The sequence below is a fragment of the Streptomyces sp. NPDC051561 genome (assembly GCF_044454195.1).
In the GTDB taxonomy this organism is placed as follows: Bacteria; Actinomycetota; Actinomycetes; order Streptomycetales; family Streptomycetaceae; genus Streptomyces.
This window is the reverse complement of sequence record NZ_JBITDM010000004.1, coordinates 23,372-48,478: the sequence shown is the minus strand read 5'-3', so window position 1 is coordinate 48,478 and position 25,107 is coordinate 23,372. Positions and strand designations below refer to the sequence as shown.

The following is a 25,107-nucleotide window of genomic DNA, read 5'->3' as shown; positions in this document are numbered from 1 at the left end:
TATCCACTGACAACGGAATGGGTCAGCGTGTGCCCGTCATTCGCGACTTGTCTGTAGAACGAGATGAAGAAGAAGCAGGCGAACGCTAGTGAAGAGCGAGGAGCACGTGAGATCGGCAGAGGACCCTGTCACTCAGTTGCAAGAGCACTCTACGAAACGCGGAAAATGGGGTCAGTTGTCGCGCACCCACCGTGTAGCTGCGAGTTTGGTGCTCGGCTCGGTCGTGATTACTGGCGCCGGTCTAGCAGCGACGCTGGTCATCAAGTCGCCGGCGCAGCGGACCGCTGAGACTGGTCCGCCAACAGCGGACGTGCTGACTGCGCCGGTGGAATTCCGCGTGTTGTCCAGTTCAGTTGTGACTCGGGGCAGAGTGACGGCGGGACAATCCGTAGAGATCGCACCCTCCGCGGCCGGGGCTGAAGGTGGTGGCAAAGCAGTCGTCACCCGACTTCCGGTGAAGGCAGGCAGTCAGGTCAAGCATGGCCAGTCGCTCATAGAAATATCAGGCCGTCCGTTGACCGCACTGCAGGGTGATCTTCCGGCCTATCGCGACCTGAAACCAGGGTCACAAGGCCGCGACGTCACGCAATTGCGCAAAGCCCTGTCCCGCCTCGGCCACGACAGCAGCGGGGACCACAACGGATACTTCGGTGAAGCGACCAAACGAGCCCTCTCTTCGTACTACCGAGTTCTGGGCTACGCCCCATTGCCTGCACAGGAGGATGGCCAAGAGCAGGTCAAGGCCGCGAGAGCAAGCGTGAAGAGTGCGGAGCGACGCCTCCAAGACGTGCGAGACGGGCAAGGCGCGCAGAGTAAACCGGGAAAGACACCAAGTCCGGCGTCTAGTGTTGGCCCGAATCCCAGCTCGGGGAACGGTGCCTCAGTTGGTCGCGAAGTGGAACGCGCAACTGAGGACTTGAAGTCGGCCCGCAGCGACCTCTCCAAAGCCATCAGTGAGAACGGCCCTATGCTTCCGGCTTCCGAAGTCACTTTCCTGCAGGGCTTTCCCGCCCGGGTGGAAAGCGTGCCGGTGTCCGTCGGCTCCGTGATCTCAGGCAAGGCCATGACGGTTTCTGCGGGCGCCCTCGTAATCAAGGGAGCACTCGGTGCTCACGAGAAAGGCCTCGTACGGGCAGGGCAGCGGGTCCAGGTCCTCTCGGAGACCGACGGAACTTCCGCACACGGTGTCGTCCTGTCGGTTGCCGACGAAGCCGTCAGAGAAGAAGAGCAGAGCGAGGGCACGACTGAAACGAGGCCCGGGCAGGCTGCCGGATTCCCCTTCGTGATAAGCCCCGACAAGCCCCTACCACCCCGCTTCGTGGCGCAGGATGTACGCGTCACAGTGGAGTCGGCCTCCTCTCGCCAGAAGGTCTTGGTGGTGCCTATCACAGCAGTCTCGGCAGGGGCCAACGGTAAGACGTTGGTAACGCTCTACGACAAGGGCGTACGCGTCCCGGTTGAAGTCGTGACCGGCACTGAAGGAGACGGGTACGTGGAAATTCGCCCGTTGGACAAGAAGGCCGTTAAACCGGGCAGCCTAGCCGTCGTGGGCGTACGGGAGCAGGGGCGGGGTGCCACCAGTGGTTCGTGAAGAATCCGCAGACCGTTTGCAAGACCATACGTGCTCACCCGAGCGTAATGACCCCTCAGACGTCATGGGTCAGGACGCCTCTCCCCGAGCCCGGCCCGTCATCGAGTTCCGAAATGTCTCTCTCACATACCCTGGACCGCCACCCGTCACAGCACTCAGTGCGGTCAACCTGTTGATTCTGCCCGGCGACTACGTCACGATCGTTGGCCCCTCCGGATCGGGCAAGTCCACCTTCTTGAATGTCGCCGGCCTGCTGGACGGCCCCACCGACGGGAGCTATCTCCTGGACGGCATCGACACGAGCGCACTCAGTGACGTCGAGCGTTCGGCACTGCGAGGGCGCCGCATCGGCTTCGTCTTCCAGGCATTCCATTTGCTGGCTCACCGCTCGGCTCTCGCCAATGTCATGCTCGCTTCTCTCTACAACGGGACGCCGCGCGCCGAGCGGCGCGCACTCGCTGTAAGCGCACTGACGAAGGTCGGGCTAGCCCACCGAATCGAAGCGTTGCCCAGTCGGCTCTCGGGCGGCGAACGACAGCGCGTCGCCATCGCCCGTGCCCTGGTCTCCCGTCCGGCTTTGCTGCTGTGCGATGAGCCGACAGGGAACCTCGACAGCGCCACTGCGGAGTCCGTTCTGAGCCTCTTCGACGTTCTGCATCGCGAGGGAATGACCGTACTGCTGATTACCCACGATGCTGGTGTCGCCTCCCGCGGCTCGCGCATGGTGGACATCAGAGACGGCCGACTCACCGAGTGTCGGAAAGCAGTCGCATGAAACGGCCTGAGTTCCTGCACAGGCTGCGATCCAGGAGGTACACGAACTGCGGGATTGGGGACATCGAGCCGTCACGGTTGTCCGCTCGAGACTTGGGGCTCGAAGCCGTTGCTGGGATCCTTCAACGTCCCGCTCGGTCCGCCTTGACCGCCCTGGGGACTGTTCTGGGCGTGGGTACCTTCGTCGCGGTCCTCGGCCTGACCACCACCACGTCTTCGCAAATCGACACTCGGTTCAATTCCCTCACAGCCACGGAAGTGACAATAGAGGATACCGGAGGTCCGCGAGCAGAGTTCGTACCGTTGTCCTTTCCCTCCGGAGCCGACACCCTAGTGGGCCGTTTGAACGGAGTGGAGGCTGCTGGAGTTTACTGGCCTGTGAATCTTGATGGAGGGCTTGCTGTACGGGCCGCTCCTCTCAAGAGCGTGAGTGCGGTTCAGAGCCAGGTCTTTGCTTCTTCTCCAGGTGTTCTGGCAGCCGCCCGGCCCCGGTTCGCTACTGGGCGCAGTTACGACGCATGGCACGAGCGGACGTCGCAACGTGTCGCTGTTCTAGGAGCAAGCACCGCCGAGGCACTGGGTATCACCACGTTGGAAACTGCACCCGCCGTCTTCATCGGTGAACATCCCTTCCTAGTCATAGGAATCGTCGGAGAAGTGGAACGTAAGGCGGAGTTGTTGGCTTCGGTGCTGGTGCCGCGGAGCACGGCACTTCAACTGTGGGGCAATCCTTCTGGTGAACGCGCCAAGATGCTTATTTCCACCCGTCCCGGAGCCGCCGTTCAGATCGCCTCAGAGGCTCCACTTGCCTTGGACCCCGCTCACCCCGAACGCTTCACGGCGATCCCGCCACCCGACCCGAAGTCGCTGCGTACTAGCGTCTCCTCCGATCTGAACCAACTCTTTCTGCTGCTTGCAACGCTCTGTCTCGTGATAGGCGCAGTTGGTATCGCCAACACCACGCTGGTTGCTGTACTCGAAAGGCGCAGCGAAATTGGGCTGCGGAGAGCGCTCGGTGCCCGAGGCCGCCACGTCACAGCTCAGTTCCTCTCAGAGTCGGGTGCCTTGGGTGCGCTAGGCGGGGTTGTAGGTACGAGCCTGGGAGTTCTCTCTGTACTTGCAGTGTCCATCGCACGTGAATGGACACCGGTGATCCATCCGATGGTCGTTGTCGGCGCACCCATCATCGGGCTCGCAACTGGGCTTCTGGCGGGCCTCTACCCAGCCTGGCGCGCAGCGCGGGTCCAGCCTGCCGAAACGCTCCGCCACTGAGCCTCTTTCATCCTGTGCTGGCGGGTGAAACGGGCTGGTCAGTGGGTGTGGTGACGAGGCAGGGCCCCTCGTCGTTGGCGTGGTGATCTCACTCATCACACCGGCGACTTGAGGGGCCTTGTGGTTCCGTATTCTGCCATGCTCGATGTCCCGCACGAGCTCGTCGAGCATGTCTCCTGGCTGCTGTACGAGCACCGTCGGGTCCGCAACACCCGCTGGCACAAGCTCGGTTGCTTCAAGCAGGTGCTGCTCTCGCTGGTCCACCTGCGTCAGAACGAGACGTCCGCCCAGCTCGGGGCCGGTTTCGGGAAATCTCAAGCCACCGCCTGGCGATACGTCAACGAGACCTTCGATGTCCTGGCCTCCTGGGCGCCCGGCCGAGCAATGCTCAGGACCTGTGGATCGGGGCTCGGGGAGCGCGCGAAGGGCGTACCTTCCCGAGTGATCGATTGAAGGTCACCGAGTAGGCCGACGCTGCGAACGTCGGCCGGGAAGGCACGCCCGTGCTCAGCGTAGTCAATGCCGATGGCACCACCCCGAACGGCTCTCTGATCGATGAGATCGAGATCGTCCGCGAGGGCGCACGGCGGATGCTGGCCGCCGCACTTGAGGCCGAAGTCAACGCCTATATAGACGAGTTGGCCGACCAGCGGGACGAGGGCGGTCGGCGGCTGGTGGTCCGCAACGGCTACCACCAGCCACGGAAGGTCACCACCGCCGCCGGGACAGTCGAGGTCAAGGCGCCGCGTGTGAACGACAGGCGCGTCGACGAAACGACCGGGGAGCGCAAGCGGTACTCCTCGGCGATCCTGCCGCCCTGGTGCCGCAAGTCCCCGAAGATCAGCGAGGTGCTGCCGCTGCTCTACCTGCACGGTCTGTCCTCCGGGGACTTTGTGCCCGCGCTTGAGCAGTTCCTCGGTTCCTCAGCCGGCCTCTCACCTGCCACGGTCACGCGTCTGACCGCACAGTGGCAGGCCGACCACAAAGCCTTCGGCGAGCGCGACCTGATCGGGTCCGACTACGTCTATGTCTGGTCCGACGGCATCCATCTGCGCATCCGCCTGGCCGAGGCCAAGTCCTGCGTCCTGGTCGTCATGGGAGTGCGAGCGGACGGCACCAAGGAGCTGATCGCGATGGCCGACGGCTACCGCGAGTCCGCCGAATCCTGGGCCGATCTGCTGCGCGATGCCGCCCGGCGCGGGATGAACGCCCCCGTCCTCGCGGTCGGCGACGGCGCACTCGGCTTCTGGAAGGCCCTGATGGAGGTGTTCCCCGACACCCGCCATCAACGGTGCTGGGTTCACAAAACGGCCAATGTGCTCAACGCCCTGCCGAAGTCGGCCCAGCCTGGCGCGCGCAAGGCATTGCAGGACATGTACAACGCCGAGGACCGCGAGCACGCGGTCACGGCCGTCGCCGCGTTCGACAAGATGTACGGCGTGAAGTGGCCCAAGGCCGTCAAGAAGATCACCGACGACGTTGACGAACTGCTGGCGTTCTACGATTTCCCGGCTGAGCACTGGGTCCACCTGCGCACGACGAATCCCATCGAATCGACCTTCGCGACGGTACGGCTGCGGACCAAGGTCACCAAGGGTGCCGGCAGTGCGGCCGCCGCGCTTGCCATGGTCTTCAAGCTCGTCGAGTCCGCCCAGGCCCGGTGGCGGGCGGTCAACGCACCCCACCTCGTCGCGCGTGTTCGCGCCGGAGCCCGCTTCGAACGCGGCCACCTCGTCGAGCGTGCCGAGGCGGTGGCCGCATGAGTCGGCCAACACACGGCACGTTGCATCACGTCGAAGTCTGGGTGCCGGACCTCCAGCGCGCGCTGGCCTCGCTCGGCTGGCTGTTGGAGTCGCTGGGTTATGCCCTCTTCCAGAGTTGGAACGCCGGCCGCAGCTGGCGGCTCGGGCCGACCTACCTGGTCATCGAGCAGTCCCCGGCCCTGACCGCCGAACAGCACGACCGCTGCCGCCCAGGACTGAACCACCTGGCCTTCCACGTCGAAGATGCCGCTACCGTCGAGAAGCTGTCTGCCAAAGCCGCTCAGCACGGCTGGCACCTGTTGTTTCCCGAGCGGCATCCATACGCCGGCGGCGGACAGCACTACGCCGCCTACCTGGAGAACGACGACGGCTTCGAGGTCGAGCTCGTCGCGATCAAGTAACCCGAACGAAACTGAGCTCAACCGACCCACAGGTCTTCACGATTACTCCGCCCGGCCTGCACGAAGCCCTTACCGGCCTCGGCGAGGGCGACCACGTCATTGTCGACGGCACCCTCATCCCCACCGACCGAATCCGCGCAGACCAGCCGTACTACTCGCAGAAACACCGCAACCACGGCATGAACGTGCAGGTCATCGCCCGTCCCGACGGGACACCGCTTTGGCTCTCCCGCGCGACACCCGACCGCTCTCACGACCTGACGTCAGCCCGCGCGCACGGCATAGTCCAAGCGTGCCAGACCAGGCAGATTATCGTGCTCGCGGACCGCGCCTACCAGGGAGCCGGCGCCACCTCCCGCACGCCGTACTACCACCTCCGTGAACAGCCCGAGCACTACCAGCAGTTCAACCGTGCACACGCCGACTCAGTACTCCCGGCGAAGGCGCCTTCGCGCAACTGAGTCCTGGCGACTGCTCCGGCGAGCCAGATGCTCCACCCGCCGCATCGGCACCATCGTCCAAGCCGTCCACACTCTACTGAACTGCGACTATTCAGGATGAAAGAAGCTCAGTTACCTAGCGTGCTCATTCTGAAGTGCCACATGAAGGGGCATTCACCTCCGCACACCTGGGAATCTCCCATGCGACATACCCCCACGTCCGACCGCACGCCAGGACGCAGACCCAGCAGCGACGCCGGAACAACTAAGCGCATTGGTCCGGATTTCAATAATACTCACCCTCACAAAATATACCTAAAGGGGCACAAGCTACTTAATCCGCTAAGCACTTAAGTGGTCATTAAGTTCTCATAGGGCCCGTCGCGGATGTGACCTTCGTCGCCGGTTTCGGGACTCTCGACCCTTGCTGGCTACATCCTCACCGGAAGATCAACTCAGCTCCTTCGCGGTTCACAGCCACCCAACAGCCGTACTTCCACAGTCTGCAGAAGAAATCGCAGTCAGATCTTGCGTTTCGGGAACGCCCGGAGGGTTCCCATCGGTCACCCAGATGACTACGCAGAGCGATGATCACCACCGTGCAAGATGGCTTTCGACCGCTCCTGAACCGAAGGGCGGGGCTTCTTCTGCTGATGGAGGACCGGCCATGTGGTGGCATCACGGTCGCTCCAATTCCCCGGGACGTCGGGGAAGGATGAGCGGCACGATCCGGGGGAGGGCGGGGATGGACTTCCCCCCCGGGCGAGAGGGCTGCGCCGATGAACGCGGACTACAGCGTTACGTCCGCCAGCAGCTCCAAGTACTCGATGTGCACCCGCCCCTCGACGTCGCAGTGCTGTGCAAGGCGTTGTCGACTCACCGGGAGCGGCACATCGAGCTGCGGGAGTTCCCTCTGCGAACTCCCGGCCCCCAAGGGTTGCGGGCCGAGCTGGAGACCGCAGACTTGATCGTCTTTCAGAGCGAGACGACCAAGCTGCATCAGGACCACATCATCCTGCACGAGGTGGGCCACATCCTGGCCGACCATCCTGGCATTGACCCCGCGAAGCTGAAGGGCGTCATGGCCCCGGACGGCAGGCTGGACTCCGCTCAGCCCACGCTTCACCGCGACATGTACGACACGGCGCAGGAACTCGAAGCCGAGATGGTAGCGACCATCATTCTGGAGTGGGCCTCGGTGCTGGATGCCGTCATGCCCGTGAGCGTGGAAGATCCCGCCGCACGCCGAGTTCAAGCAGCGCTCGGTGATCACCTCGGGTGGATGTAATGGTGATCATCCCGTTCCTGACCGTGCTCTTCATCGCGGTGGTCTGGAAGTTCTCCCAGCTTGCTCGCGATCCCGGCAACGCCCCGCTTCGCTCCGTGGCGCTGTGCCTGTTGTGCGGCGGGCTCTCGTACACCGTCGCAATGCCCAGCGGCGTCGCCGAGTTCGACACTTTCACCGGGCACGGCCTGGCGAAGCTCGTGCAGAACCTTCTGCTGATGGGCTGCTGCTACTTCCTGATGTGCTTCTACCTGTACTCGGCTGCGGACGACGTGGCCGGACGGCGGCGTGCTCGTCGGGAGGGCGTGGCCCTCCTGGTGGTGGCTGCCGTGCTGACGGTGGATGCGCTCTCGACCTCACAGTCGGCGCTCGCGGGCAGCTACTCCACAGCGGACATGGCCATTCCGCAGACGGCCGTCTTCTTCCTCCTCGCCGGCGGGTACATGGCGTACGCGGCGGGGGCGGCCTTCTGGTGGACACGTCGGTACGCGCGGATGACGGAACGCCCGCTGTCCACCGGGCTGTGGCTGGCGGCGGTGGGGCTTGCCTTCATGGCCGTCTCCTGTGCCATCCGCGCGGCGTTCGTCGTGATCCGGAATCAGGGCGGCGAAGTGCCGAAGCCCCTGACGGCGAGTGTGGCCTTGTTGTTGGTGCTGGCAAGCATCTTCTTCGTGGTCGGCCTCAGCTATCCGATGTTCCGTGCCCGAATCGCCGCGATGGCAACTCGGCGCCGTCATAAGCGGGTGCACCGTCAACTCGCCCCTCTGTGGCAGCTCCTCACCAAGGTGTACCCGGATCTCGTTCTGCGCCCGGCCAGCACCTCGGCCCGTGACCGCTGGCGGGCCCGGAACGTCCACCGGCGCTACCACCGGCGCATCGTGGAATGCCGAGACGGCCTGGTCCGGCTCAGTCCCTACGTGGACATGGAAGAAACAGTCGACGCCGGGCCGTCGGACGTAGCTACACGCCTCCGCGAAGCCGTCCAGCTCGCCACGTCTTCCAACGGCAGCCCTGTACGCCCCGTTTCTCTCACCATCCCTGCCCAGAAGGACCGGGCGGCCGACGTGGAACAACTTCTGCGCCTGGCCGCCGCCCTGAAGGTCCCCGCCCCTGCGGACGTGCCGGACCGCTCCACCCCGAAAGCGAAAGAGAGCCAAGCATGCTGATCACTGCCGGACGCGTCCTCACCGAGGCCACGAGCGAGTACCTGACCGACGGTGCGGTCCTCGTCCAAGGGGACGCCATCGTGGCGGTCGGCCCTCGCACTGAGCTGGAGGAGCTGGCCCCCGAAGGGACGCCTCGCCTCGACTTCCCCGAATCGACCCTGTTGCCAGGGCTCATCGACTGCCACGTACACCTCGTCTTCGACGGCAGCGCCGACCCGACCGCCGCCCTACAGCAGGCACAGGACGAAGCCCTCTTCGCGGACATGGAGGTACGGGCCGAACAACTTCTGGGCACCGGCGTCACCACGGCCCGTGACCTCGGCGACCGCAACGGCCTTGCCATCCGGCTGGGCGCCGCCATCGCGGAAGGCGCGGCGCACGGCCCGCGGATCGTCTCGGCCGGCACGCCGGTCACGCCCCAGGGCGGGCACTGCTGGTTCCTCGGCGGAGAGGTCGACGGCGAAGCCGAAGTCCGTACCATCGTCCAGCGCAACGCAGCCAGCGGTGCGGCCGTCATCAAGGCCATGGTCACTGGCGGCGGGCTCACCAAGGGCGGTGCCGCGAGCTGGGAGAACCAGTTCAGCACCGAGGAACTGGCCGCGCTCGTCGACGAAGCGCACAAGGCCGGTCTGCCCGTTGCGGCTCACGCGCACGGCACCGACGGCATCGCCGCAGCCGTGGCCGCCGGTGTGGACTCGATCGAGCACTGCACTTGGATGACGGAGGACGGGTTCGAGCTGCGCAAGGAGGTCCTGGACGAGATTCTCGCCAACGGCATCCACGTCTGCCCGGCCGTCAGCCAGCACTGGCAGATGCTCCCCCGGATCTTCGGGCAGGAGCGGGCCGACGCGATGTTCGGACTCATCCGCGAGATGGCTGACGCCGGAGTGAAGCTCGTGGCCGGCACCGATGCCGGTGTTCAGCGGGCGGGCTTCGGAGGGCTGATCTCCAGCCTGGGCTTCTACGCCCACCTCGGACTACCGAACAGCCGGATCATCGACATGGCCACCGCCGAAGCCGCCCGCGCACTCGGGCTCGGCGACCAGACCGGGCGCCTCGTACCCGGCTACAAGGCGGACCTGCTGATCGTTGATGGTGACCCACTGAAGGACCTCGGCGCGCTCTCTTCCGTCCGTACGGTGATCACCGCAGGAAGGCACTACCAGCCGAAGATGTAGGTACACGCTCTACTAGCGGGGCTACTGCTTGTCTCCCTTGGGGGCAGGCAGGCCCCGCTCTTTCAGTTCCGCGGCTACCTCTTGGATGAAGGCGAGCACGTCATCCGATAGGCCCTCCGGCCCCATGCCACGTGCTTGCACGCGGCCAATACCACCCTCCGGGGCGTCCCCCAGGAGCCTCAGCCCGTCGACAATCTGCCGCGCGACGGCGTCACCTGTCTTGAAGTAGGCCGGCGAGACACCGAAGAACGCGCCCAGCCCTTCACACACCAACGGCGTCGTCTCCTGCGCAACGCCGGTGCGCAGATTCGTGATGTCGTTCGCGGTGACGATGGGCCCACCCGCGTACTCGTTGACACGGCGCGCGATCTCGGAGTCCGAAGGCACCTCCTGCTCACCGGGGTACGAGAGGCTGAGCTGATGAGCGAACTTATCCGCCAGGGTCTGCGGGGCCTGGGGCAAGTCGACTGACTTACTGTCGGGTTCGCGTGCGTCATTGCCGAAGGACCGCTCTTGCGCAGCAAGAAGGTCGTCAACCGTGACCCGGTATCCCTTGGCCAGCGGGGCGACGAACTTGTCCCCCAGACGCCTTTTCCCTCGCTCGGCGTTCGCGACCGGTCCCGCACTCTTGGTGCCCAGCAGATCCTTGGTCTCGTACTGGGAGAACCCTGCGTCGCACCGGAGGTCTGTCAGATCCGGCAGGCCGTCGCGCGGAAAGAGGTCGTCCAGGTCCTGCTTAAGGAAGCGGGCGACAGCGGGCAGCGCCTCGCCGTCGGGGACCGAACGGCCGCTCTCCCACGAAGCAACAGCGGCAGGGGACACGCCGAGCCCTTCGGCCATGTCGCTCTGCGTGGCGTCGGCAGCCCGACGCAGCGCGCGTACGCGCTCCGGGTCGAACCGGCGAGGGGCCATCCGAGATCCTGCTCCCGAACTCTGGTTGTCGAAACTAGGGAAACTTCAATCTATTGATCCGTTCCCCAAAATGCGATAGAGTCATTTTAGCGAAACAGGGTGCCTAACGTACACCCCGTAGCGCTACTTGCCCATTTCTATGGGCGCACCACCTCGCCCTCGGCGCGAGCCGGAGACGACTTCGGCCCACCGACAGGAGCTGTAACTCCATGTCGGCGGGCCGAGTCGCGGGGAGGCGTGAGCCTCCCGAAGAAGCAGTGCAGACCGCACGGGCGTTGGAATCCTCGCGGTCAGCACAGAGCAGCAACAACGGGGCGGAGCCCTGTCGTTACCGATCGCAGGCAGGTACGAGACTGCCCGCTGAAGGAGTGAGTCTCTCATGAGCCTCCCCGCAGAGGCACCCGTGGGTGCCTCCGCCCTTGATCTGAGGGGCTTGGAACCGATCCTGCGCCTGCTGGCCGGCGCGGAGCACCTGGAAGCGGCACTCCGCCGACTTCCGGCGTCCGAGGACACCCGGCTGCACGTCAGCTACGACGAAGCGGCCCAGCGGTTGGGCATTCCGGAGAAGTGGCTCCGAGAGCGCATCGGGAAGCTCCCGCACCGCAAGATGGGCAAATTCGTGCTCTTCGCCGAGTCGGACCTCAAAGCGATTTCAGAGATGTTCTTCGTTAGCCCCGAAGAAGCGATTACTCCTCGATACGGCAACAGTTCCACGCCGCTCTCTGCGCTCAAGCCGTCTTCGCGGTCCCGCGCGCGTTCCTGAACTAAGCCCTGCGCATTCTTCTGCCCACCGTGCGAAGAGTGCTGCCTCATCGCGGAGATATTCGATGTCAATCGTGCAGTTTCAGATGCTCCCTTCGCCCGAGAAGAAGGAGCGGAAGAGCGGTATCCGATTCACCTGCATAGCCAATACCCTCATGGAGCATCCGGGACGATGGGCAAGGATTCAACGGCATGACAAGTCGACGCAGGCGGCCACCGCTGCGTACAAAATCAATCATGGCCTCTTGGCCGCGTTTCGGCCTGCCGGACGTTTCGAAGCAGCTTCTCGAACAGTCAAGGGTGAGTACTTGGTGTTCGCACGTTTCGTAGATTATGAAGCCCAAGCTGCTGAGGTTTCGGAATGACTGAGAAGATGGCACCCCTCATCCACTCAGCTCGATCAGGGGAGTGGGCTCCCTTGATCCTGACTGCGCTTGACGCCGACAGTAGGAATTGGGCGGAAGATGCCGCTTGCACGGGCAGCAAGACCGAGGACTTCTTCCCTGCCGGAGACGGATTCGATAGAAGTCCGGCTGCCGTTAAGTCTCGTGCCGCAGATGAAGGGACCCCTCTGCAACGCAGCCTGAACGCGTGCGCACGCTGCCCCCTCGCGACTCAGGCTCGATGCCTGATCGAGGCGCTGGAACTTGGCACGGAGTATGGAATCCGGGCTGGCCTGCTGGCATCGGAACGCGAGGACCTGCACAAGGGGTGGGATCAGCGTATCCGGGAGGAGAGCGTTTCGAACGCCCTTAGCGGAGTTCCCTCCGGCCTCTCTGCGGCCGAGTTCAAGGAAGCCATCTCCCGCTTTGCGAACGACCAGAGCGCATACGACAAAGACCAAGCGGCTCGCGGCTTGGGACTCTCGCGCAAGTACCTGTTGAAGCTCGCGCGAAATGAACGGAGATCGGTAGCGACGACAATCGAGCATTTCGTCGCGGCCTAGGCACTTCGTTCACCCCTTCCACTCTTTCGTAAGCCACCGGAGATCCGTCATGCCCAAAATAGGTGGAACTCACGCCTCCGCTATTCATCGCGAAGAGAAGAGTGCGGAAACCTGCATTTGGTCCGCATCTCGCTCACGCAACGGGACTCGCCTCGTTCTCCTCGCATTGGCCCACTCCATGTGCGGGTCCGACGACAGTGTCGAGATTTCAGTTGAGGAGATTGCGAATCTGACGCATCTCACCAGTCGCACCATCTGGAAATGCCTTGGCGAACTGGAGGATCTCAAAGAGATACGAGTAGCCAAGGGCGGTGGGAGCGGATGCCGTAACCGATACACCCTCCTATTGAAGGATTCCGCAGACCTGAACGAATCGGAATCAGGAGGGACAGTCACGCGTGGAAAAAAATTCACTGAAGCACCGCAGGAAACAGTGAAGTCTTCTGCTGAAACCCTGAAGCCCTCGCCCTCAAAGGGTGAAATTTACACGGACACCCGTGGGAGTGTTAATACTCCCTACGGGAGTATTAACACTCAAGAAAAGCAAGCAAGCTTGCCACGCCGAAGTGCTTCGCCTTCAGCTCTTTCCGCAGGACCGGTTCCGGTACCGGAAGCCGCTGGCGACCTCGTGTCCTCGCTGACCAACGCCGGAATGCTCGTCGGCTGGGGGCTCTCAGCACAGGAGTGGGAGGAGGTAACAGCTCTTTCGGCCCGCTGGGGTGTGGCCGCGCTCGTGGAGTTCGTCAGCCGCCGCTGGAGCGCCGCCCGACCTCCCAAGACCGCCCGTTACCTTCTCCGGATCTGGGCGGACCTCCCCTCGTGCGGCCCCTCTGGGCCTGCGCCCACATCACCTGGTGCCGTACCGCTCCGCTCCGCCGCGTCCGGGTGGGCTCCTTACCGCAATCCCGTCGCCACCGCGTACCAGAACGGATTCTGATCATGTCTGAGCCCGAGACCCCGCACAGGGCAGTGGAAGCACTTCGCCGTGCGATGGAAGCCCACGGTGCACGGCTGGTTCCTGAGCCCGAAGAACCGAGCGGCTTCGGACCGGGCAGCCCGGCGTGGCACCGCCAGCAGCGAGCCCGGATGGCACTCAATCGCTGGGAGACCGCGGCCCCGCCGCGCTACCGCGCCGCGTGCTCGACCCTCCCCTACGTGAACGCCTGGGCGGACCGGGTAATCGCCGACTCGGCCACCGCCGGATCTCTACTGATCGTTGGCCCAACCGGGACTGGGAAGACGTACCAGGCGTATGGCGCTCTGCGACGGATCGCGGAGGCCGGTCCTGCCCACTACGGGGTCATCGGGACGAGCAGCGCCGACCTGTACGGCGCGCTGCTTCCCTCCCAGAATCTCGGGCAGTCCGAGCGGGAGCTTCAGCGGCTGTTGACCGTGCCCCTGCTCCTGGTGGACGACTTCGGCACGGCGAAGGGCTCCGAGTGGAAGGAGGAGATCACCTACCGGTTGATCAACCACCGCTACAACCACTGCCTTCCGACCGTGTTCACCTCGAACCTCCCCGTCCGCAGCGATGATCCGGCCGTCCCGGACCTCACGACGTACCTCGGCGAACGGATCACCAGCCGTCTAGCGCAGATGGCGACAGTCGTTCCCATGATCGGCGCGGACCGCCGCCGGAAGGCGGCGTGATGCCCCACCGATTTCAGGGTTTCTCGTCCTCCGACTCGGGCGCATCGCACAACGCTGTATTCATCGGCGCGGGACAGTTCGGCAACCCGTTCCGCCCCGGCGACCCGAGCCCGACCGCTCGGGGGCCGATGTCACCGAGTGAAGCCGTCGAGCTGTACGCGGCGACGCTGCGCGGTCCGGTCGGCCGGCGGTACGCCGCGATGTTCGCCCGCCTCCTCCACGGCAAAGACCTGCTCTGCCCGTGTCCGCTCGGCATCCCCTGCCACGGGGACGTACTCCTCCGGCTGGCCAACCCGTCGCTCGCCTTCGACCAGCATTCCCCCGCCCCGAAAGAGAGCAAGCGATGAGTTACGCCAGCAGCACGACGACGGGGCATCTGCCTGTCCGCGACGACCAGGTGATGACCGGCTGGGACGTCACCGCGATCGTCTTGCTCGGGGCGGCAGGCTTCGTCTTCTCGTACGACGCGCTGCGTCAGATAGCCGTCGCAATCCACGCCCGCGAGTCGCTCTCCTACCTGTTCCCGGTCTTCGTGGACGGCTTCATCGCGTATGGCGTGAGGGCGATCGTCGTCCTCCTTAACCGCCCCTTCGGTGCTCGCCTCTACGCCTGGACGCTCTTCCTCCTGGCAACTGGCGCGAGCCTCTGGGCGAACTCGCTGCACGCCATCACGCTCAACCGGAGCGTGCCCTCCGGACGGTCCGCACTGCGGCTCGATGACTCGGTCGTGGGCATCCTCTCGATGCTCGCGCCCCTCGCCCTGGCGGGTGCTGTGCACCTGTACATCCTCATGACGCGGACGCGCAGAACGGTGCTCCCCATCCCGCCGTCCGCCCGTCCGGGACTCGTCCCGGACGGCGAAAAAGCCTCGGCTGTGTCGCTGGAGAAGGCCGTCCGGCTCTCCCCTCCCAGCGGACGGCAGGGGACCGAAGACGGACTGATTCAAGGAGCTGTTACCGGTCCGGGGAGCGCTGTCGGGGACTCCTTTGCCGGTCCGGGACGCGGTTCCGAGTCTTCCTCGGAGGCTGTCGCCGAGCACCCCGCCGACCGCGAATCCGGCCTGCCCGGCGGCGCCGGTCACGAATTCGTCCCCACCTCGAATGACGGGAATGGCAACGGGACGGAGGAGGACCAGTCCGTCCCGGACGGCATCAAGGAGCCTTCGTCCGTCCGCGAAGACAGCGGCACCAACCCTGACGATGCGACGCAGCAGCAGACCCCAGAAGCTGATGTAACTCCCGTGTCAGCCGCCGGACGTAAGGCCCCTCACATCGCTAGCGACGAACTTCGTCGGATGCTTCCCCTGGCCCGTGCGGCAGTAACGGCGCACGGCCGCATCACACGAGACGAGGTGGCGGCGGCGGTCCGAGCTCAGTACCGCATCAGCAACGACCGAGTCAGTGATCTCCTCGCGATCCTGCGCGAGGAAGCAGAGTTCCAGGCGCAAGAACCGGCCTCCAGCTCACGGGCGCTCTGATAACAGCCAGCGGACCTGGTCTCGCGCATACCGTTCAACCGTGGCCGTGGTGTCGCACAACGGCGCCACGGCCAACGGCACAGCAGAAGGAGAGTTCCCTCGATGAAGCGGAAGCGCCGCCGCTCACGCGAACTCACGCTCGGCCAGGGGCAGGAAGCGGCGGCCTCGCTCGCCCAGTACCTAGAGGCCGGCGGCAACCTCCAGCCGGCTCCGGTGCCGGGGCTGCCTCTGAAGAACGGCGAGATGCCGTACGCAGACGTGAGATGCGGGGTGGCCCGGTGGTACGCCACAGAGGTGGACTATCCGCGCGGACGGGCGGGCTACTACGAGGACCACCCCACCTTCGGCCGCCGCTGGGTCGACAATCCGCGGCTGGCTGCCCGTCGCGACTACGAGGCCGAGATAGCGGCTCAGGAACGGTGGCGAGGCCACTCCGAGGCACGCGTAGCGCTGACCTCTGTCGGACTTCGTATATGGGAACGCAGCAATGCCGAGTGGCTTCCGTTCGACCATGCACTTCTGACTGGCGTCGAATTCCTGCCGGGAAGTGACCATATGATGCTCACCTACCAAACCTGTGAACCGGTCCTCCTCACAGGACAGGCGATTCCTTGGCTGGCAGTTGCACTACTCAGTTGTGCCGACGGACAGAAATCTAGCCTCCACAGATAAGTACGACCCGATTCTATTGGGGAAATAAAGAGGCGGTCTGCCACTCCACGTGGCGGGCCGCCTCTTCCCGTTCCCTCGCTGCTCAGGCGCCCAGATTCAGTGAAGTTTCTTCCGAAGAAACGTCCCCACCTCCCGCGCCACAATCGAGTTGCCCCAGAGCGCACCGCGCAAGGGGTCGCTGAGATACGGGGTTTCCCTGCACCACCTATGGTCGAATCCCCAATCCTCAGCCTCTCCTCCATTTAGCACGAGGTTGTGGCCTTCCTATGCCCTTTTCCAACCGTTCCATAGCCGTGGCCGGTGCCGTGGGTGTCGGCATTGCATCGGCGGCTCTTGCTTTCGCTATCAGCTCCTCCGACTCTTCGTCGAGCGCCGCACCAGGCGGACCTGTTCACGCTCCTCGCTCGACGGATTCCAGCTCACTGAGTACCCCCAACCCCAGCGCCGGAAAGCCCACTCCGATGTTGCCGAGGGACGCCCAGGAGACGGCCCAGGCGTTCGCAGTCGCCTATCTCCAGCACGACGCACGGGACGGTCACGACACCTCGTACTCCTCGGCCGGAGAACGCGCCGCGCGGTACGCCACGGCGGACCTCGGGGCAGTGCTCTCCCAGAAGCGCCCTGGGCAGGAAGCCCCTTGGTCAGCGCTGCGTCGTGAACAGGCCCTGGTGACAACCAAGGTGCCCTCCGTGTCCGTGCCGGACGGCGCACCCGCACCAGACGCCTCCTCGGCGCTCGCTCGCGTCTCGTACGTCCTGACCACCACACCCCGGTCAGGCGAAGCACAGCGTGCTGGCGGTCAGTTCGCTGTTCGGCTGGCCCGTACGGCGAACGGCTGGCAGGTCTCCGACCTGCCGTGGGCCTGACGGGCCACGGGATGAACAAGGCACTGGCGGCTCCGGCCGCCCTCGTCCTGGCCGGCGGCAGCACGGTCATCGGGTTCCTGATGCTCCTCGGAGGGGCCGACAGCGCGAAGGCGACCGAGGCCGGAGCAGGCGCGGGGCTGACGGCAGGCTCGCCGGTTCCCGCCTGGGTCCGCCCGCTGATCAAGAAGAACGCGGGCAAGTGCCCCCAGGTCACCGAATCCTTGCTGGCCGCCCAGCTCTTCAGCGAGTCGAACTTCGACAAGGCCGCCAAGTCCAACGTCGGCGCGCTGGGCATCGCCCAGTTCATGCCCGGAACCTGGGCGGCCTACGGCGTGGACGGCAACGGGGACGGTAAGAAGGACGTCTTCGAGCCTGCGGACGCCATCGCGGCGCAAGCCGCCTATGACTGTGTCCTGGCGGACGAGGTCAAGGGCGTCCCCGGCGACAGCACGGACAACATGCTCGCCGCGTACAACGCGGGCGGCGGGGCCGTGAAGAAGTTCGGCGGTGTCCCGCCGTTCCCGGAGACCCGCGACTACGTGAAGAAGATCCGGGCGTACGCCGAGAAGTGGGCGGCGACCGCGGGCCCGGCGCCGTTGCCTGCGGGGAAGGGAGCGGCACGCGCGATCGCGGCGTCCAAGCGGGCCTTGGGCACCTGGTACCAGTGGGGCGGCGACTGCGTCGCGCCGTACACCGGGGCCGGCGGCTGCGACTGCTCCTCGCTCACCAAGATGGCGTGGGCCGCAGGCGGCGTGAACCTCCCGAGGGTGACGTACGACCAGGTCAACATGGGCACGGCCGTCAAGAGCCTCGTCCAGCTCAAGCCCGGAGACCTCCTCTTCTCCGTCGGCTCCGCCGATCACCCCGAACACGTCGGGATGTACATCGGCAACTCCCAGGTGATCGACGCCCCGCACACGGGCGCTCAGGTCCGCATCAAGCCTCTTTCGTACTGGGCCGACCAGGTCCTCGCTATGCGCCATATCGCTTAGCGGAAACGTTCCTTCTCCACTCGCAACAACCCTCACCAACAAGGGAATCCACTATGCACAACCTCCTCTCCGTCGCCTCCGACCCGTCCGTTCACAACCAGTTCTCCACCCTGGCGGCGGGCATTGACGTCGTCTCGGGCGTCAAGCCCGACTGGGGCCCGTTCGGTGAACTAGGCGGCACGGCGAAGGTGCTCCTGGGCGTGCTCGCCGCACTCGTGCTCGTGGCCGGTGCGGGTGCCTTCTTCTCCGGCCTCGCTAAGAGCAAGGGGTGGGTGGGCGACGGGCACTCGACCATGGACTCCTCACGCGGCAAGGGAATGATGGTCGGCGGCCTGCTCGTCGTCTTCCTCGTCGCGTCGTTCGGCACTCTCTTCACGATCACGTACGGCATGGGTGTGTGACGTGACCAGCACACCGACTCGACACCCCACACGGGCACGCGGCTGGGGAATCGCGGCCGGAGCCGTCGCCGTGATCTCCGCGGCCGGAGTGGTCGTGAGCCTGGCCTCCGGCCCGCCGGAGACCCGCACTGCGGCCTCTCCTCACGCCAGCGCCGGTTCCGTTCCCGGCGCTGCCCCGCGCCTCACGGTGGCTGACGGGGTCGCGACCCGGTACCCGCGAACGCAGGCCGGCGCGAAGGCGGCAGCGGCCAACTTCGCCGTGGCGCAGGGAAGCTCTCGCCTGCTGACCGATGCTTCGGCTCGGAAGCGTGCCATCGAAGCGATGGCGTCCACCCCGGCGGCCCCCGGCCTGCTCGGGGTCGCAAACGACGCAGCGGCAGCGGCGTCCGCACAGCTTCGTGGCGATTCCGCACGGCTGAACACCAAGGCCACCGTTGCTCGGACGGCGGTCCTGACGGAGAAAGTAATGTCGTTCGATATCCACAGCGCAGTGATTCGTCTGTGGACAACCTCGGTGCGGGGGGCATCTGCCGGAGGGCAGTCTCCCGAGGCGGGCTTCAGCTCCGCCACGGTAAATCTCGCCTGGGAGGGCGGGGACTGGAAGGTCTCGGCGTTCTCCACAGGTAAGGGCCACGTCGCGCCGATCTCCTCTGACCAGGCCACCAACCCCGCGTCTGACTTCTCCGCGTACGCCGCGTCTGAAGCGGACGACCCGGTCCTCAGCGGCGCTCTGACCGAGTCCGGGCTGCCCCTCCCGTACAAGCACGACGAACAGGGTGCACGCTCGGCGGCGGTCAATTCCGTGTCGCTGCACGGTGACCCGCGATTCTTCGCGGACAAGGCGTGGCGTCACGACGTGCTGCGCGCGACAACGGCGCCCAGCGCGCTGCCGGGCGTGAAGCGCGAGGCGGACGCGTCGGCGGACCTCGTCGTGGAGAACCGACAGGTGGGGCACGACGGCAGGACAGCCGATGGCGGGACGCTGGTCACGCGGACCGGTGTTCTGGCCACGCGGATGCTGTCCTTCTCACCGAAGGCGGCGAGCGTCGAACTGTGGACGGCGTCGGTGGGCGGAGTCGCCGGTGACGACGAGACACAGCGCCCGCAGGTGGCGTACCTGCGGATGAACGTGAATCTCGTCTGGGACGGCGGAACCTGGAAGGCAACGTCGGTCTCCCCCTCCGAGCCGCTCGTTCCCTCTCAGCTTCCGACCGAGCAGGCAACTGCGGCACCGCAGTTCGCGGACGTGGGAGGTGTGGCTGATGCGGCTGCGCTTTCGTGAGGACGTTCCCGGTCTGCTGACCATCGAGCGCTCACGCCCACGGTCTTCGTTCAGGCGTCGGCTGTATGCCGTGGCCTGGGTGAACGTCGTACTCGGCTTCATCTTCGTACCGGCGGCGACGGCCAACCCGTTCTGCTACATCCCGCTGGTCTGCGAAGCCAAGAAGGCCATCGACTTCGTCCAAGACCCGCTCGGCTTCATGCTCCAGCAGATCGCCGAAGCGAACATCTGGTTCCTGCGCAAGATGCTGGAGCTGATGGAGAACACCAGCAAGATCGACCTGACCAGCGCTGGGTTCCTGAAGCAGTACGCCCTGATTTTCGCGGCGTCCTCGCTGATCACGGCGGCCCTGTGGCTCATCGCCGTGGCGAAGCGGGCAGTGCGGGGGGTCCCACTGATGAAGGCCGCGTCGGAAGCGGTCGGGTTCCTGGTCCTCCAGTTCGTGGTGAACGCCCTGACCCCGGCGGTGATCGGCCTGTTCCTCAAGGCGGTGGACGAGGTCACCGCGATCTTCGCGCCGTACGCCACGGAGAACTTCAAGCCGTTCCTGGAGAACATGCTGAAGGTCATGGCAGCGCAGCCGAACCAGGCCGTATTTCAGCTCTTGGTCGTGAACCTGCTGATGATGTGCGGCGCCCTCCTCATGTGGATCGAGCTGCTGATCCGCGGTGCGGCCGTGTACGTCGGGGTGGCGCTGGGTCCGCTCGTCAACAGCGGCCTGGTCGACCGCGACCTGTGGGGCAAGAGCAAGAAGTGGGTCGGCGCGCTAGTCGCGCTGGGCCTGAGCAAACCGGTGCTGTTCGCGCTCCTCGGACTGGGCGGCGCGATCATGAGCGACTCCACCGGCAGCATGACGGACACCACGTCCCGCATCCTGATCGGCGGGCTGATCCTCCTGCTCGCCGTCTTCGCCTCGGCGACGCTATACAAGTGGGTGCCAGCCTTCGGCGACGAAATGGCCCAACTCAGCCAGGACCGCAAGACGGCGGCGTCCGCCGGACCGGCGGCGGCCGTGGACGGGCCCATGTCGCACGCCAACCGGGCGATGGGCTCGCGGATACAGGACGCACTGGTCGGCGGCGGCAAGAAGAGCGGAGCCGCGAAGGCCGGGGCGTCGACCGCCGCGAAGGCGGGCGGCAAGGGTGCGCTCGGTACCGCTGCGGCTCCTGCTGCTCTGGCCCTCGGGGCGGCGAAGGTGGGCGCGGGCATGGTCAAGGCCAAGGCGGAAGCCTCGCCCGGTATTCAGGGCGCCGACGCCGGTTCCGAGAACGCCGGTACGCCTCCGCAGGGCGGCAACGGCGGTTCGAGTGCTCCCGCGACGACACGGCCCGGCGGCAGCGGCGGCGGTCCCAGCGCCGTGCCGGTCAAGGACGCTCCGCGCTCACCCCGGCAGCCTCCCGGTAACAGGCCGACGGGCGCCCCGTCCGGCCCCTCGACCCCGGCAGGACCTACTGGCCCCGTGCCTGCGCCCTCCCCGCACCCCCGGCGCTCGGCCCCGTACGCCGCGCCGCCCGCCAGGCCCGCAGCGCCTGGCCCCGCTCCGCGCTCCACACCCGGCTCCGGCCCTTCCACCCTCCCCATGCCCCCGGTGCGACCGCCCGGCGGGTCGACGGCGCCGCACAAGCCCGCCACCGGCAAGGACTCGTGATCTCAGATGTCTCGTACGTATCAATTCGGCAAGCACCGCCCCACCGGCCTGTTCGGCCGCAGTGACCTCGGCGAACAGATGGTGCTCGGCGGCGGCTGCGGGCTGGGCCTCCTGTTCGGCTCCGTCTTCTCCGGCGTAACCCTGCTCGCGGCGATCGGTGCCGTCGCGCCGATCGTGTCCGCGCTGGTCGTCGTCTACGCCCCGTACCGGCCCAAGGGCACCACCCAGCGGCGGACGATCTACAAGTGGTGGCGGATCTCCCGCTACCACCGCAAGGCCCTGGGCCGTACCGGCGGCGTCTGGGTGTCCCCTGCTGTGGAAGCGGGCGTCCGCAAGGACGGCACCCCGCCCGACGCCGCGCTCGCCGAGCCGGAAGGCATCGCCGGAATGACCTGGCTGCCGGTGACCGTACGCGGGCAGCAGGCCGTCGTCGTCCTTCAGCCGGAATCCCGCTGCGTCACCGCGACCCTCGAAGTCACCTCGCCCGGCCTGGGCGGCAAGGAGTCCAGCGAGCAGGTCGTAGCCCTCGAACGGTGGGGCGAACTCCTCGACGCCTTCGGCAACACCGAGGAACACCCTGTCAAGCGCATCCAGGTCATCGCCCGCCAGCTCAAGAGCGACCCGCACGCCCACCAGCGGTTCATTGCGCAGCGGGATCAGTCGTCGGCAACCGCCAACTCCCCGCAGTGGCTCAAGGACTCGTACGACGCCCTGTCTGAGGCGGTCTCGACGTCCGCTGAAGAGCACCGCTACTACGTGATCGCGCGCGCCCGCTTCAACCGCGACTTCGCGGCCGACGCCTCGGCCCGCGGCACGGGAGACGACGGCATCGCCGAGGCCATGGCCTCGTACGTGGAAGAGCTGTGGTCACGCTGCGAGGATGCCGATCTCTCGGTGGTCGCGCCGCTGGACGAACGTGGTCTCGCCGCGCTCATCCGCAACTCGTACGACCCCGATCACGCGATCTGGGACACCGACCTCCCGCAGACGCATGCTTTCCCGCGCAACGTCGACGTGCGGAACGGGGCGTACGTCGCCACCCGCGCCGCCGGTTCGACGGACTGCTGGTACCACGCGACCGCCGCCGTGACGGACTGGCCGGTGACCCCTGTGGGCCCCGACTTCCTCTCGCCACTGCTCATCGGTATGCCCGACGTGATCCGCTCCATCGCCATCACGCAGGACCTGGAGCCCAACGGCAAGGCCGTGGAACGGATGCTCGACGAGGACACCAACAACCAGGGCGAGATGCTCCGCAACTCCCAGCGCGGCAAGAACATCGACCCCCGCGACCTGATCGCCGCAGCGGCGACCGGCTCGCGCGGAATGGACCTCGCCCAGTCCGGCGCGGCCGGCGCGGCCGTCGTCGGGTACGTGACCGTCTCCGCGCGCAGTGCCCAGGAGCTGGAGCGTACGAAGCGCACCACCGCCTCACGCGCCCGCAATGCCAACCTGCGCATCGAGTGGCTCGACCTCGAACACGCTCGTGCCTTCGCCACGACCCTGCCCTTCGCCGGAGGCATCCAGTGACTGACCTTCTCGACCTCGTCCCGCTCAAGCCGCAGCACGCGACCGTACGGCGCCCGCTCTACACAGCGACCACCAGCAGCCAGGCCCTCTACCTGCCCATCGCCCCGCCGTCGCTGGGCTCGGCGGGTGCGGTGATCGGCCGTGAGCTGTACTCCGGGAAGGCGTTCGTCTACTGCCCGTTCTGCGCCTTCGGCGACGGCCTGCCGGGCGGCAACATGATCGTGATGGGGGACACCGGCCGCGGGAAGAGTGCCCTCGTCAAGACGTACGCGGCGCGGCAGATCCGCCTGGGCCGACAGATCGTCGTCCTCGACACGAAAGAGCAGAAGGAACGGCAGGAAGGTGAGTGGGCGGCCCTCGGCCGGTCGCTCACCGGCCGTGCCCCGGTGAAGTTCGCGCCGGGCGGCGGTGCCTCCTGCGTGAACCCGATGGACCCGGCCATCGCGGGCAAGCGTCAGGTCGAACTCGTCCGCACGATCGTGGAACTCGGTCTGGGCAAGAAGCTGAACGAGTTCGCGGGTTCCGCTCTGCGCATCGCGATCCGGCACGCGCACCGCCTGGCGGCCGAAGCGGGCCGCACTCCCGTGCTGACCGATGTTGCGGCAGCACTGCGGGCCCCGGAGGAGGCGGACGCGCTGGCCAAGCAGCGCACCCGAGACGAGCTGCTGGGCGACGGTCTCGAAGCGTCGTACGTCCTGGACCGGCTGTGCGGCAGTGACGGCGACACGACGGGCGACCTGACGGGGATGCTCGACGGTCCGACCAGTCTGGACATTGACCTCGATGCGGACATGGTCGTCTTCGACCTCACCAAGGTTCCGTCCGGCGGCATCGCGATGACGATCCTCGTCGCGGTCGTCAGCGTCTTCCTGGAGGAGGTGTGGCTGCGCGCCGTCTGCGAGTGCGGACAGGGGCCCGAGCACCACAACCGGACGGTCATCGACGCGGCGTCCGGCGCGTGGGAGCTTGGCGCCAACTCCGATACAGGTTGCCGCCGTTACACCCAACGCAAGCGCATCCTGGTCTGCGAGGAGGCTTGGCACATCCTCGGAACGCCTCAACTCGCCAGCCTGCTGGAGAAGTTCCTCAAGTTCGCGCGTGGTTACGGGCTCTCCTGCATCTTCATCGTCCACCACCTGAGCGATGTCGACGACAGCCCGGAGACGCAGGCCGCGCTGAAGATGGCGGACACCATCGTCGTCTACAGCATGAAGATGGCCGAAGCGGAGGACACAGCGAAACGCCTCGGTCTGCCGGGGTGGACGCCCGAGCACATCATGCGGCTGAGGCGCGGAGTCGCGCTCTGGAAAGTGGGCGAGGTGATCTACCCCGGCGTGCAGCACCTGCTGACCGAAGCCGAACAGCACCTCTGCTTCTCCTCCGGCTCCATGACCGACCTCACGGCCACCGACCCGGACACGGCCTGATCGGCAGGAACACCCGGCCCGCCCTTCCCGCATCACCTCGGAGGTTTCGCATGCCCGCCCTGTCCCTCGTCCGCAGTCTCGGACCGACTGAATCTGCCGCTCCGCCGGACGTCCCGCCCCGGACCGTACGAGGTGACGTCGACGCGCTGCACGCCGAGTTCCTCCGAGCCGCGCACCGCACGTCACAGCTCGCGGTCGATCTCGAAGGCGACGACTCGTTCGCGGCCGGCGGGCACGCGCGAGCGGCGGTGGGACACCTCTGGCGGGCAGCGGAGGAGCTCCACCACGCGTACCACTCCGCACCACCCCGCCAGGCCGGTCCGGCCGCTCCGCTCGCCCGGCTCTGTACCCGTCGGATGCGCTACCTCGCTGCGCGGGCCGCGCGCAAGAGCATCTGATGGAGCTGATGCCACAGGGGTTCGCACTCCTGCTGTACGGCGTCGTGGCGCTGGGCGGGGTCGGGCTCATCACCGCCTGGGGGGCCTCGGCTCGCGCCCGCCGCAATGCGGGATTCGCCTCCAAGGCAGCGCTCCGGCGACACCTGTCGGCCAAGGCCGTTCTCCGGGCGACAGAAATACGCCCAGGACTGCTCGCCCCGCCCGCGCCCCGCGTCAGCCTCTCCAAGGCGCCCCGGCCGCTGCGCCGACGCCGTGCGGGCCGTAAGTAATTCAC

At 66.2% G+C, this 25,107-nt stretch carries 25 protein-coding genes and 2 pseudogenes; 26 read left to right on the top strand and 1 reads right to left on the bottom strand.

Translation table 11 applies throughout. From position 1 onward, the window contains the following. Positions 1–175 precede the first annotated feature (175 nt). The 10 genes and pseudogenes from ACIA73_RS11110 to ACIA73_RS11065 all read left to right on the top strand — a co-directional run bounded on the left by ACIA73_RS11110 (position 176) and on the right by ACIA73_RS11065 (position 9,870). Complete coding sequence (locus ACIA73_RS11110; RefSeq protein ID WP_399438114.1) at positions 176–1,591, top strand: peptidoglycan-binding protein; 1,416 nt, start codon at positions 176–178, stop codon at positions 1,589–1,591. A gap of 64 nt (positions 1,592–1,655) precedes the next feature. Further along, a complete protein-coding gene (locus ACIA73_RS11105; protein ID WP_399438113.1) occupies positions 1,656–2,366 on the top strand; it encodes an ABC transporter ATP-binding protein in 711 nt (236 codons plus the stop codon). Then, on the top strand, positions 2,363–3,637 hold the full coding sequence (locus ACIA73_RS11100; protein ID WP_399438112.1) for an ABC transporter permease: 1,275 nt from the start codon (positions 2,363–2,365) through the stop codon (positions 3,635–3,637). Before ACIA73_RS11105 ends, ACIA73_RS11100 begins: the two co-directional genes overlap by 4 nt. A gap of 79 nt (positions 3,638–3,716) precedes the next feature. Further along, a pseudogene (locus ACIA73_RS11095) lies at positions 3,717–4,054 on the top strand (transposase family protein); the annotation flags it as partial. A gap of 86 nt (positions 4,055–4,140) precedes the next feature. Next, on the top strand, positions 4,141–5,400 hold the full coding sequence (locus tag ACIA73_RS11090) for an IS256 family transposase (RefSeq protein ID WP_399438111.1): 1,260 nt from the start codon (positions 4,141–4,143) through the stop codon (positions 5,398–5,400). Further along, a complete protein-coding gene (locus ACIA73_RS11085) occupies positions 5,397–5,801 on the top strand; it encodes a VOC family protein (protein WP_399438110.1) in 405 nt (134 codons plus the stop codon). The genes ACIA73_RS11090 and ACIA73_RS11085 overlap by 4 nt, the downstream gene beginning before the upstream one ends. Positions 5,802–5,839: 38 nt before the next feature. Then, positions 5,840–6,362: pseudogene (locus ACIA73_RS11080) on the top strand (transposase family protein); the annotation flags it as partial. Positions 6,363–6,986: 624 nt separating this feature from the next. Then, the gene (locus ACIA73_RS11075) at positions 6,987–7,529 is read left to right on the top strand and encodes a hypothetical protein (protein ID WP_399438109.1); all 543 of its coding nucleotides are present in this window, start codon (positions 6,987–6,989) and stop codon (positions 7,527–7,529) included. Continuing rightward, positions 7,529–8,692 carry an MAB_1171c family putative transporter gene (locus tag ACIA73_RS11070; protein WP_399438108.1) on the top strand — a complete coding sequence of 388 codons (1,164 nt, stop codon included), beginning with the start codon at positions 7,529–7,531 and terminating at the stop codon, positions 8,690–8,692. The genes ACIA73_RS11075 and ACIA73_RS11070 overlap by 1 nt, the downstream gene beginning before the upstream one ends. Then, positions 8,686–9,870, top strand: a complete 1,185-nt coding sequence (locus ACIA73_RS11065; protein WP_399438107.1) for an amidohydrolase family protein — start codon at positions 8,686–8,688, stop codon at positions 9,868–9,870. The genes ACIA73_RS11070 and ACIA73_RS11065 overlap by 7 nt, the downstream gene beginning before the upstream one ends. Positions 9,871–9,891: 21 nt before the next feature. On the opposite strand, the gene ACIA73_RS11060 is transcribed toward ACIA73_RS11065, so the two are convergent. Beyond that, on the bottom strand, positions 9,892–10,782 hold the full coding sequence (locus ACIA73_RS11060) for a helix-turn-helix transcriptional regulator (RefSeq protein WP_399438106.1): 891 nt from the start codon (positions 10,780–10,782) through the stop codon (positions 9,892–9,894). Positions 10,783–11,161: 379 nt separating this feature from the next. Here ACIA73_RS11060 and ACIA73_RS11055 point away from each other — a divergent pair, with 379 nt between their 5' ends. The 16 genes from ACIA73_RS11055 (at position 11,162) to ACIA73_RS10980 (ending at position 25,102) form a co-directional block, all read left to right on the top strand. Then, positions 11,162–11,545 (top strand): helix-turn-helix domain-containing protein, encoded by a 384-nt coding sequence (locus ACIA73_RS11055; protein ID WP_399438105.1) that lies wholly within the window; start codon positions 11,162–11,164, stop codon positions 11,543–11,545. A gap of 64 nt (positions 11,546–11,609) precedes the next feature. Further along, positions 11,610–11,909 carry a hypothetical protein gene (locus tag ACIA73_RS11050; protein WP_399438104.1) on the top strand — a complete coding sequence of 100 codons (300 nt, stop codon included), beginning with the start codon at positions 11,610–11,612 and terminating at the stop codon, positions 11,907–11,909. Between the two features lie 53 nt (positions 11,910–11,962). Further along, positions 11,963–12,490 (top strand): WhiB family transcriptional regulator, encoded by a 528-nt coding sequence (locus ACIA73_RS11045; protein WP_399438103.1) that lies wholly within the window; start codon positions 11,963–11,965, stop codon positions 12,488–12,490. Positions 12,491–13,576: 1,086 nt separating this feature from the next. After that, positions 13,577–14,140, top strand: a complete 564-nt coding sequence (locus ACIA73_RS11040) for an ATP-binding protein (RefSeq protein WP_399438102.1) — start codon at positions 13,577–13,579, stop codon at positions 14,138–14,140. Continuing rightward, a complete protein-coding gene (locus ACIA73_RS11035) occupies positions 14,140–14,487 on the top strand; it encodes a DUF4326 domain-containing protein (RefSeq protein ID WP_399438100.1) in 348 nt (115 codons plus the stop codon). The genes ACIA73_RS11040 and ACIA73_RS11035 overlap by 1 nt, the downstream gene beginning before the upstream one ends. Further along, complete coding sequence (locus ACIA73_RS11030) at positions 14,484–15,617, top strand: DUF2637 domain-containing protein (RefSeq protein ID WP_399438099.1); 1,134 nt, start codon at positions 14,484–14,486, stop codon at positions 15,615–15,617. Before ACIA73_RS11035 ends, ACIA73_RS11030 begins: the two co-directional genes overlap by 4 nt. Positions 15,618–15,719: 102 nt before the next feature. Then, on the top strand, positions 15,720–16,289 hold the full coding sequence (locus ACIA73_RS11025) for a hypothetical protein (protein ID WP_399438097.1): 570 nt from the start codon (positions 15,720–15,722) through the stop codon (positions 16,287–16,289). 461 nt (positions 16,290–16,750) lie between these two features. Then, entirely contained in the window at positions 16,751–17,155 is a 405-nt protein-coding gene (locus ACIA73_RS11020; RefSeq protein WP_399438096.1) for a hypothetical protein, read from the top strand. A gap of 11 nt (positions 17,156–17,166) precedes the next feature. Beyond that, entirely contained in the window at positions 17,167–18,147 is a 981-nt protein-coding gene (locus ACIA73_RS11015; RefSeq protein WP_399438095.1) for an NlpC/P60 family protein, read from the top strand. 53 nt (positions 18,148–18,200) lie between these two features. After that, on the top strand, positions 18,201–18,548 hold the full coding sequence (locus ACIA73_RS11010) for a hypothetical protein (RefSeq protein ID WP_399438094.1): 348 nt from the start codon (positions 18,201–18,203) through the stop codon (positions 18,546–18,548). A gap of 94 nt (positions 18,549–18,642) precedes the next feature. Further along, positions 18,643–19,830: a hypothetical protein gene (locus tag ACIA73_RS11005; RefSeq protein WP_399438093.1), complete on the top strand. Its 1,188-nt coding sequence runs from the start codon at positions 18,643–18,645 to the stop codon at positions 19,828–19,830. Beyond that, entirely contained in the window at positions 19,811–21,478 is a 1,668-nt protein-coding gene (locus ACIA73_RS11000; RefSeq protein ID WP_399438092.1) for a hypothetical protein, read from the top strand. Before ACIA73_RS11005 ends, ACIA73_RS11000 begins: the two co-directional genes overlap by 20 nt. A gap of 6 nt (positions 21,479–21,484) precedes the next feature. After that, on the top strand, positions 21,485–23,008 hold the full coding sequence (locus tag ACIA73_RS10995) for an SCO6880 family protein (protein WP_399438091.1): 1,524 nt from the start codon (positions 21,485–21,487) through the stop codon (positions 23,006–23,008). Further along, positions 23,005–24,435 (top strand): ATP/GTP-binding protein, encoded by a 1,431-nt coding sequence (locus ACIA73_RS10990; RefSeq protein ID WP_399438090.1) that lies wholly within the window; start codon positions 23,005–23,007, stop codon positions 24,433–24,435. The genes ACIA73_RS10995 and ACIA73_RS10990 overlap by 4 nt, the downstream gene beginning before the upstream one ends. A gap of 50 nt (positions 24,436–24,485) precedes the next feature. Further along, entirely contained in the window at positions 24,486–24,833 is a 348-nt protein-coding gene (locus tag ACIA73_RS10985) for a DUF6238 family protein (protein ID WP_399438089.1), read from the top strand. Next, the gene (locus ACIA73_RS10980; RefSeq protein ID WP_399438088.1) at positions 24,833–25,102 is read left to right on the top strand and encodes a hypothetical protein; all 270 of its coding nucleotides are present in this window, start codon (positions 24,833–24,835) and stop codon (positions 25,100–25,102) included. Before ACIA73_RS10985 ends, ACIA73_RS10980 begins: the two co-directional genes overlap by 1 nt. Positions 25,103–25,107 lie beyond the last annotated feature (5 nt).

Bases quoted from the DNA above. Each gene is read 5' to 3' on its own strand.
- ACIA73_RS11065 (WP_399438107.1), top strand. From the start codon at position 8,686: ATGCTGATCACTGCCGGACGCGTCCTCACCGAGGCCACGAGCGAGTAC.
- ACIA73_RS11000 (WP_399438092.1), top strand. From the start codon at position 19,811: ATGCGGCTGCGCTTTCGTGAGGACGTTCCCGGTCTGCTGACCATCGAG.
- ACIA73_RS10985 (WP_399438089.1), top strand. From the start codon at position 24,486: ATGCCCGCCCTGTCCCTCGTCCGCAGTCTCGGACCGACTGAATCTGCC.
- ACIA73_RS11025 (WP_399438097.1), top strand. From the start codon at position 15,720: ATGAAGCGGAAGCGCCGCCGCTCACGCGAACTCACGCTCGGCCAGGGG.
- ACIA73_RS11030 (WP_399438099.1), top strand. From the start codon at position 14,484: ATGAGTTACGCCAGCAGCACGACGACGGGGCATCTGCCTGTCCGCGAC.
- ACIA73_RS11105 (WP_399438113.1), top strand. From the start codon at position 1,656: ATGGGTCAGGACGCCTCTCCCCGAGCCCGGCCCGTCATCGAGTTCCGA.
- ACIA73_RS11050 (WP_399438104.1), top strand. From the start codon at position 11,610: ATGTCAATCGTGCAGTTTCAGATGCTCCCTTCGCCCGAGAAGAAGGAG.
- ACIA73_RS11020 (WP_399438096.1), top strand. From the start codon at position 16,751: ATGTTGCCGAGGGACGCCCAGGAGACGGCCCAGGCGTTCGCAGTCGCC.
- ACIA73_RS11060 (WP_399438106.1), bottom strand. From the start codon at position 10,782: ATGGCCCCTCGCCGGTTCGACCCGGAGCGCGTACGCGCGCTGCGTCGG.
- ACIA73_RS11085 (WP_399438110.1), top strand. From the start codon at position 5,397: ATGAGTCGGCCAACACACGGCACGTTGCATCACGTCGAAGTCTGGGTG.
- ACIA73_RS11040 (WP_399438102.1), top strand. From the start codon at position 13,577: ATGGCACTCAATCGCTGGGAGACCGCGGCCCCGCCGCGCTACCGCGCC.
- ACIA73_RS11055 (WP_399438105.1), top strand. From the start codon at position 11,162: ATGAGCCTCCCCGCAGAGGCACCCGTGGGTGCCTCCGCCCTTGATCTG.
- ACIA73_RS11070 (WP_399438108.1), top strand. From the start codon at position 7,529: ATGGTGATCATCCCGTTCCTGACCGTGCTCTTCATCGCGGTGGTCTGG.
- ACIA73_RS11015 (WP_399438095.1), top strand. From the start codon at position 17,167: ATGAACAAGGCACTGGCGGCTCCGGCCGCCCTCGTCCTGGCCGGCGGC.
- ACIA73_RS10980 (WP_399438088.1), top strand. From the start codon at position 24,833: ATGGAGCTGATGCCACAGGGGTTCGCACTCCTGCTGTACGGCGTCGTG.
- ACIA73_RS11075 (WP_399438109.1), top strand. From the start codon at position 6,987: ATGGACTTCCCCCCCGGGCGAGAGGGCTGCGCCGATGAACGCGGACTA.
- ACIA73_RS11010 (WP_399438094.1), top strand. From the start codon at position 18,201: ATGCACAACCTCCTCTCCGTCGCCTCCGACCCGTCCGTTCACAACCAG.
- ACIA73_RS10995 (WP_399438091.1), top strand. From the start codon at position 21,485: ATGTCTCGTACGTATCAATTCGGCAAGCACCGCCCCACCGGCCTGTTC.
- ACIA73_RS11100 (WP_399438112.1), top strand. From the start codon at position 2,363: ATGAAACGGCCTGAGTTCCTGCACAGGCTGCGATCCAGGAGGTACACG.
- ACIA73_RS11035 (WP_399438100.1), top strand. From the start codon at position 14,140: ATGCCCCACCGATTTCAGGGTTTCTCGTCCTCCGACTCGGGCGCATCG.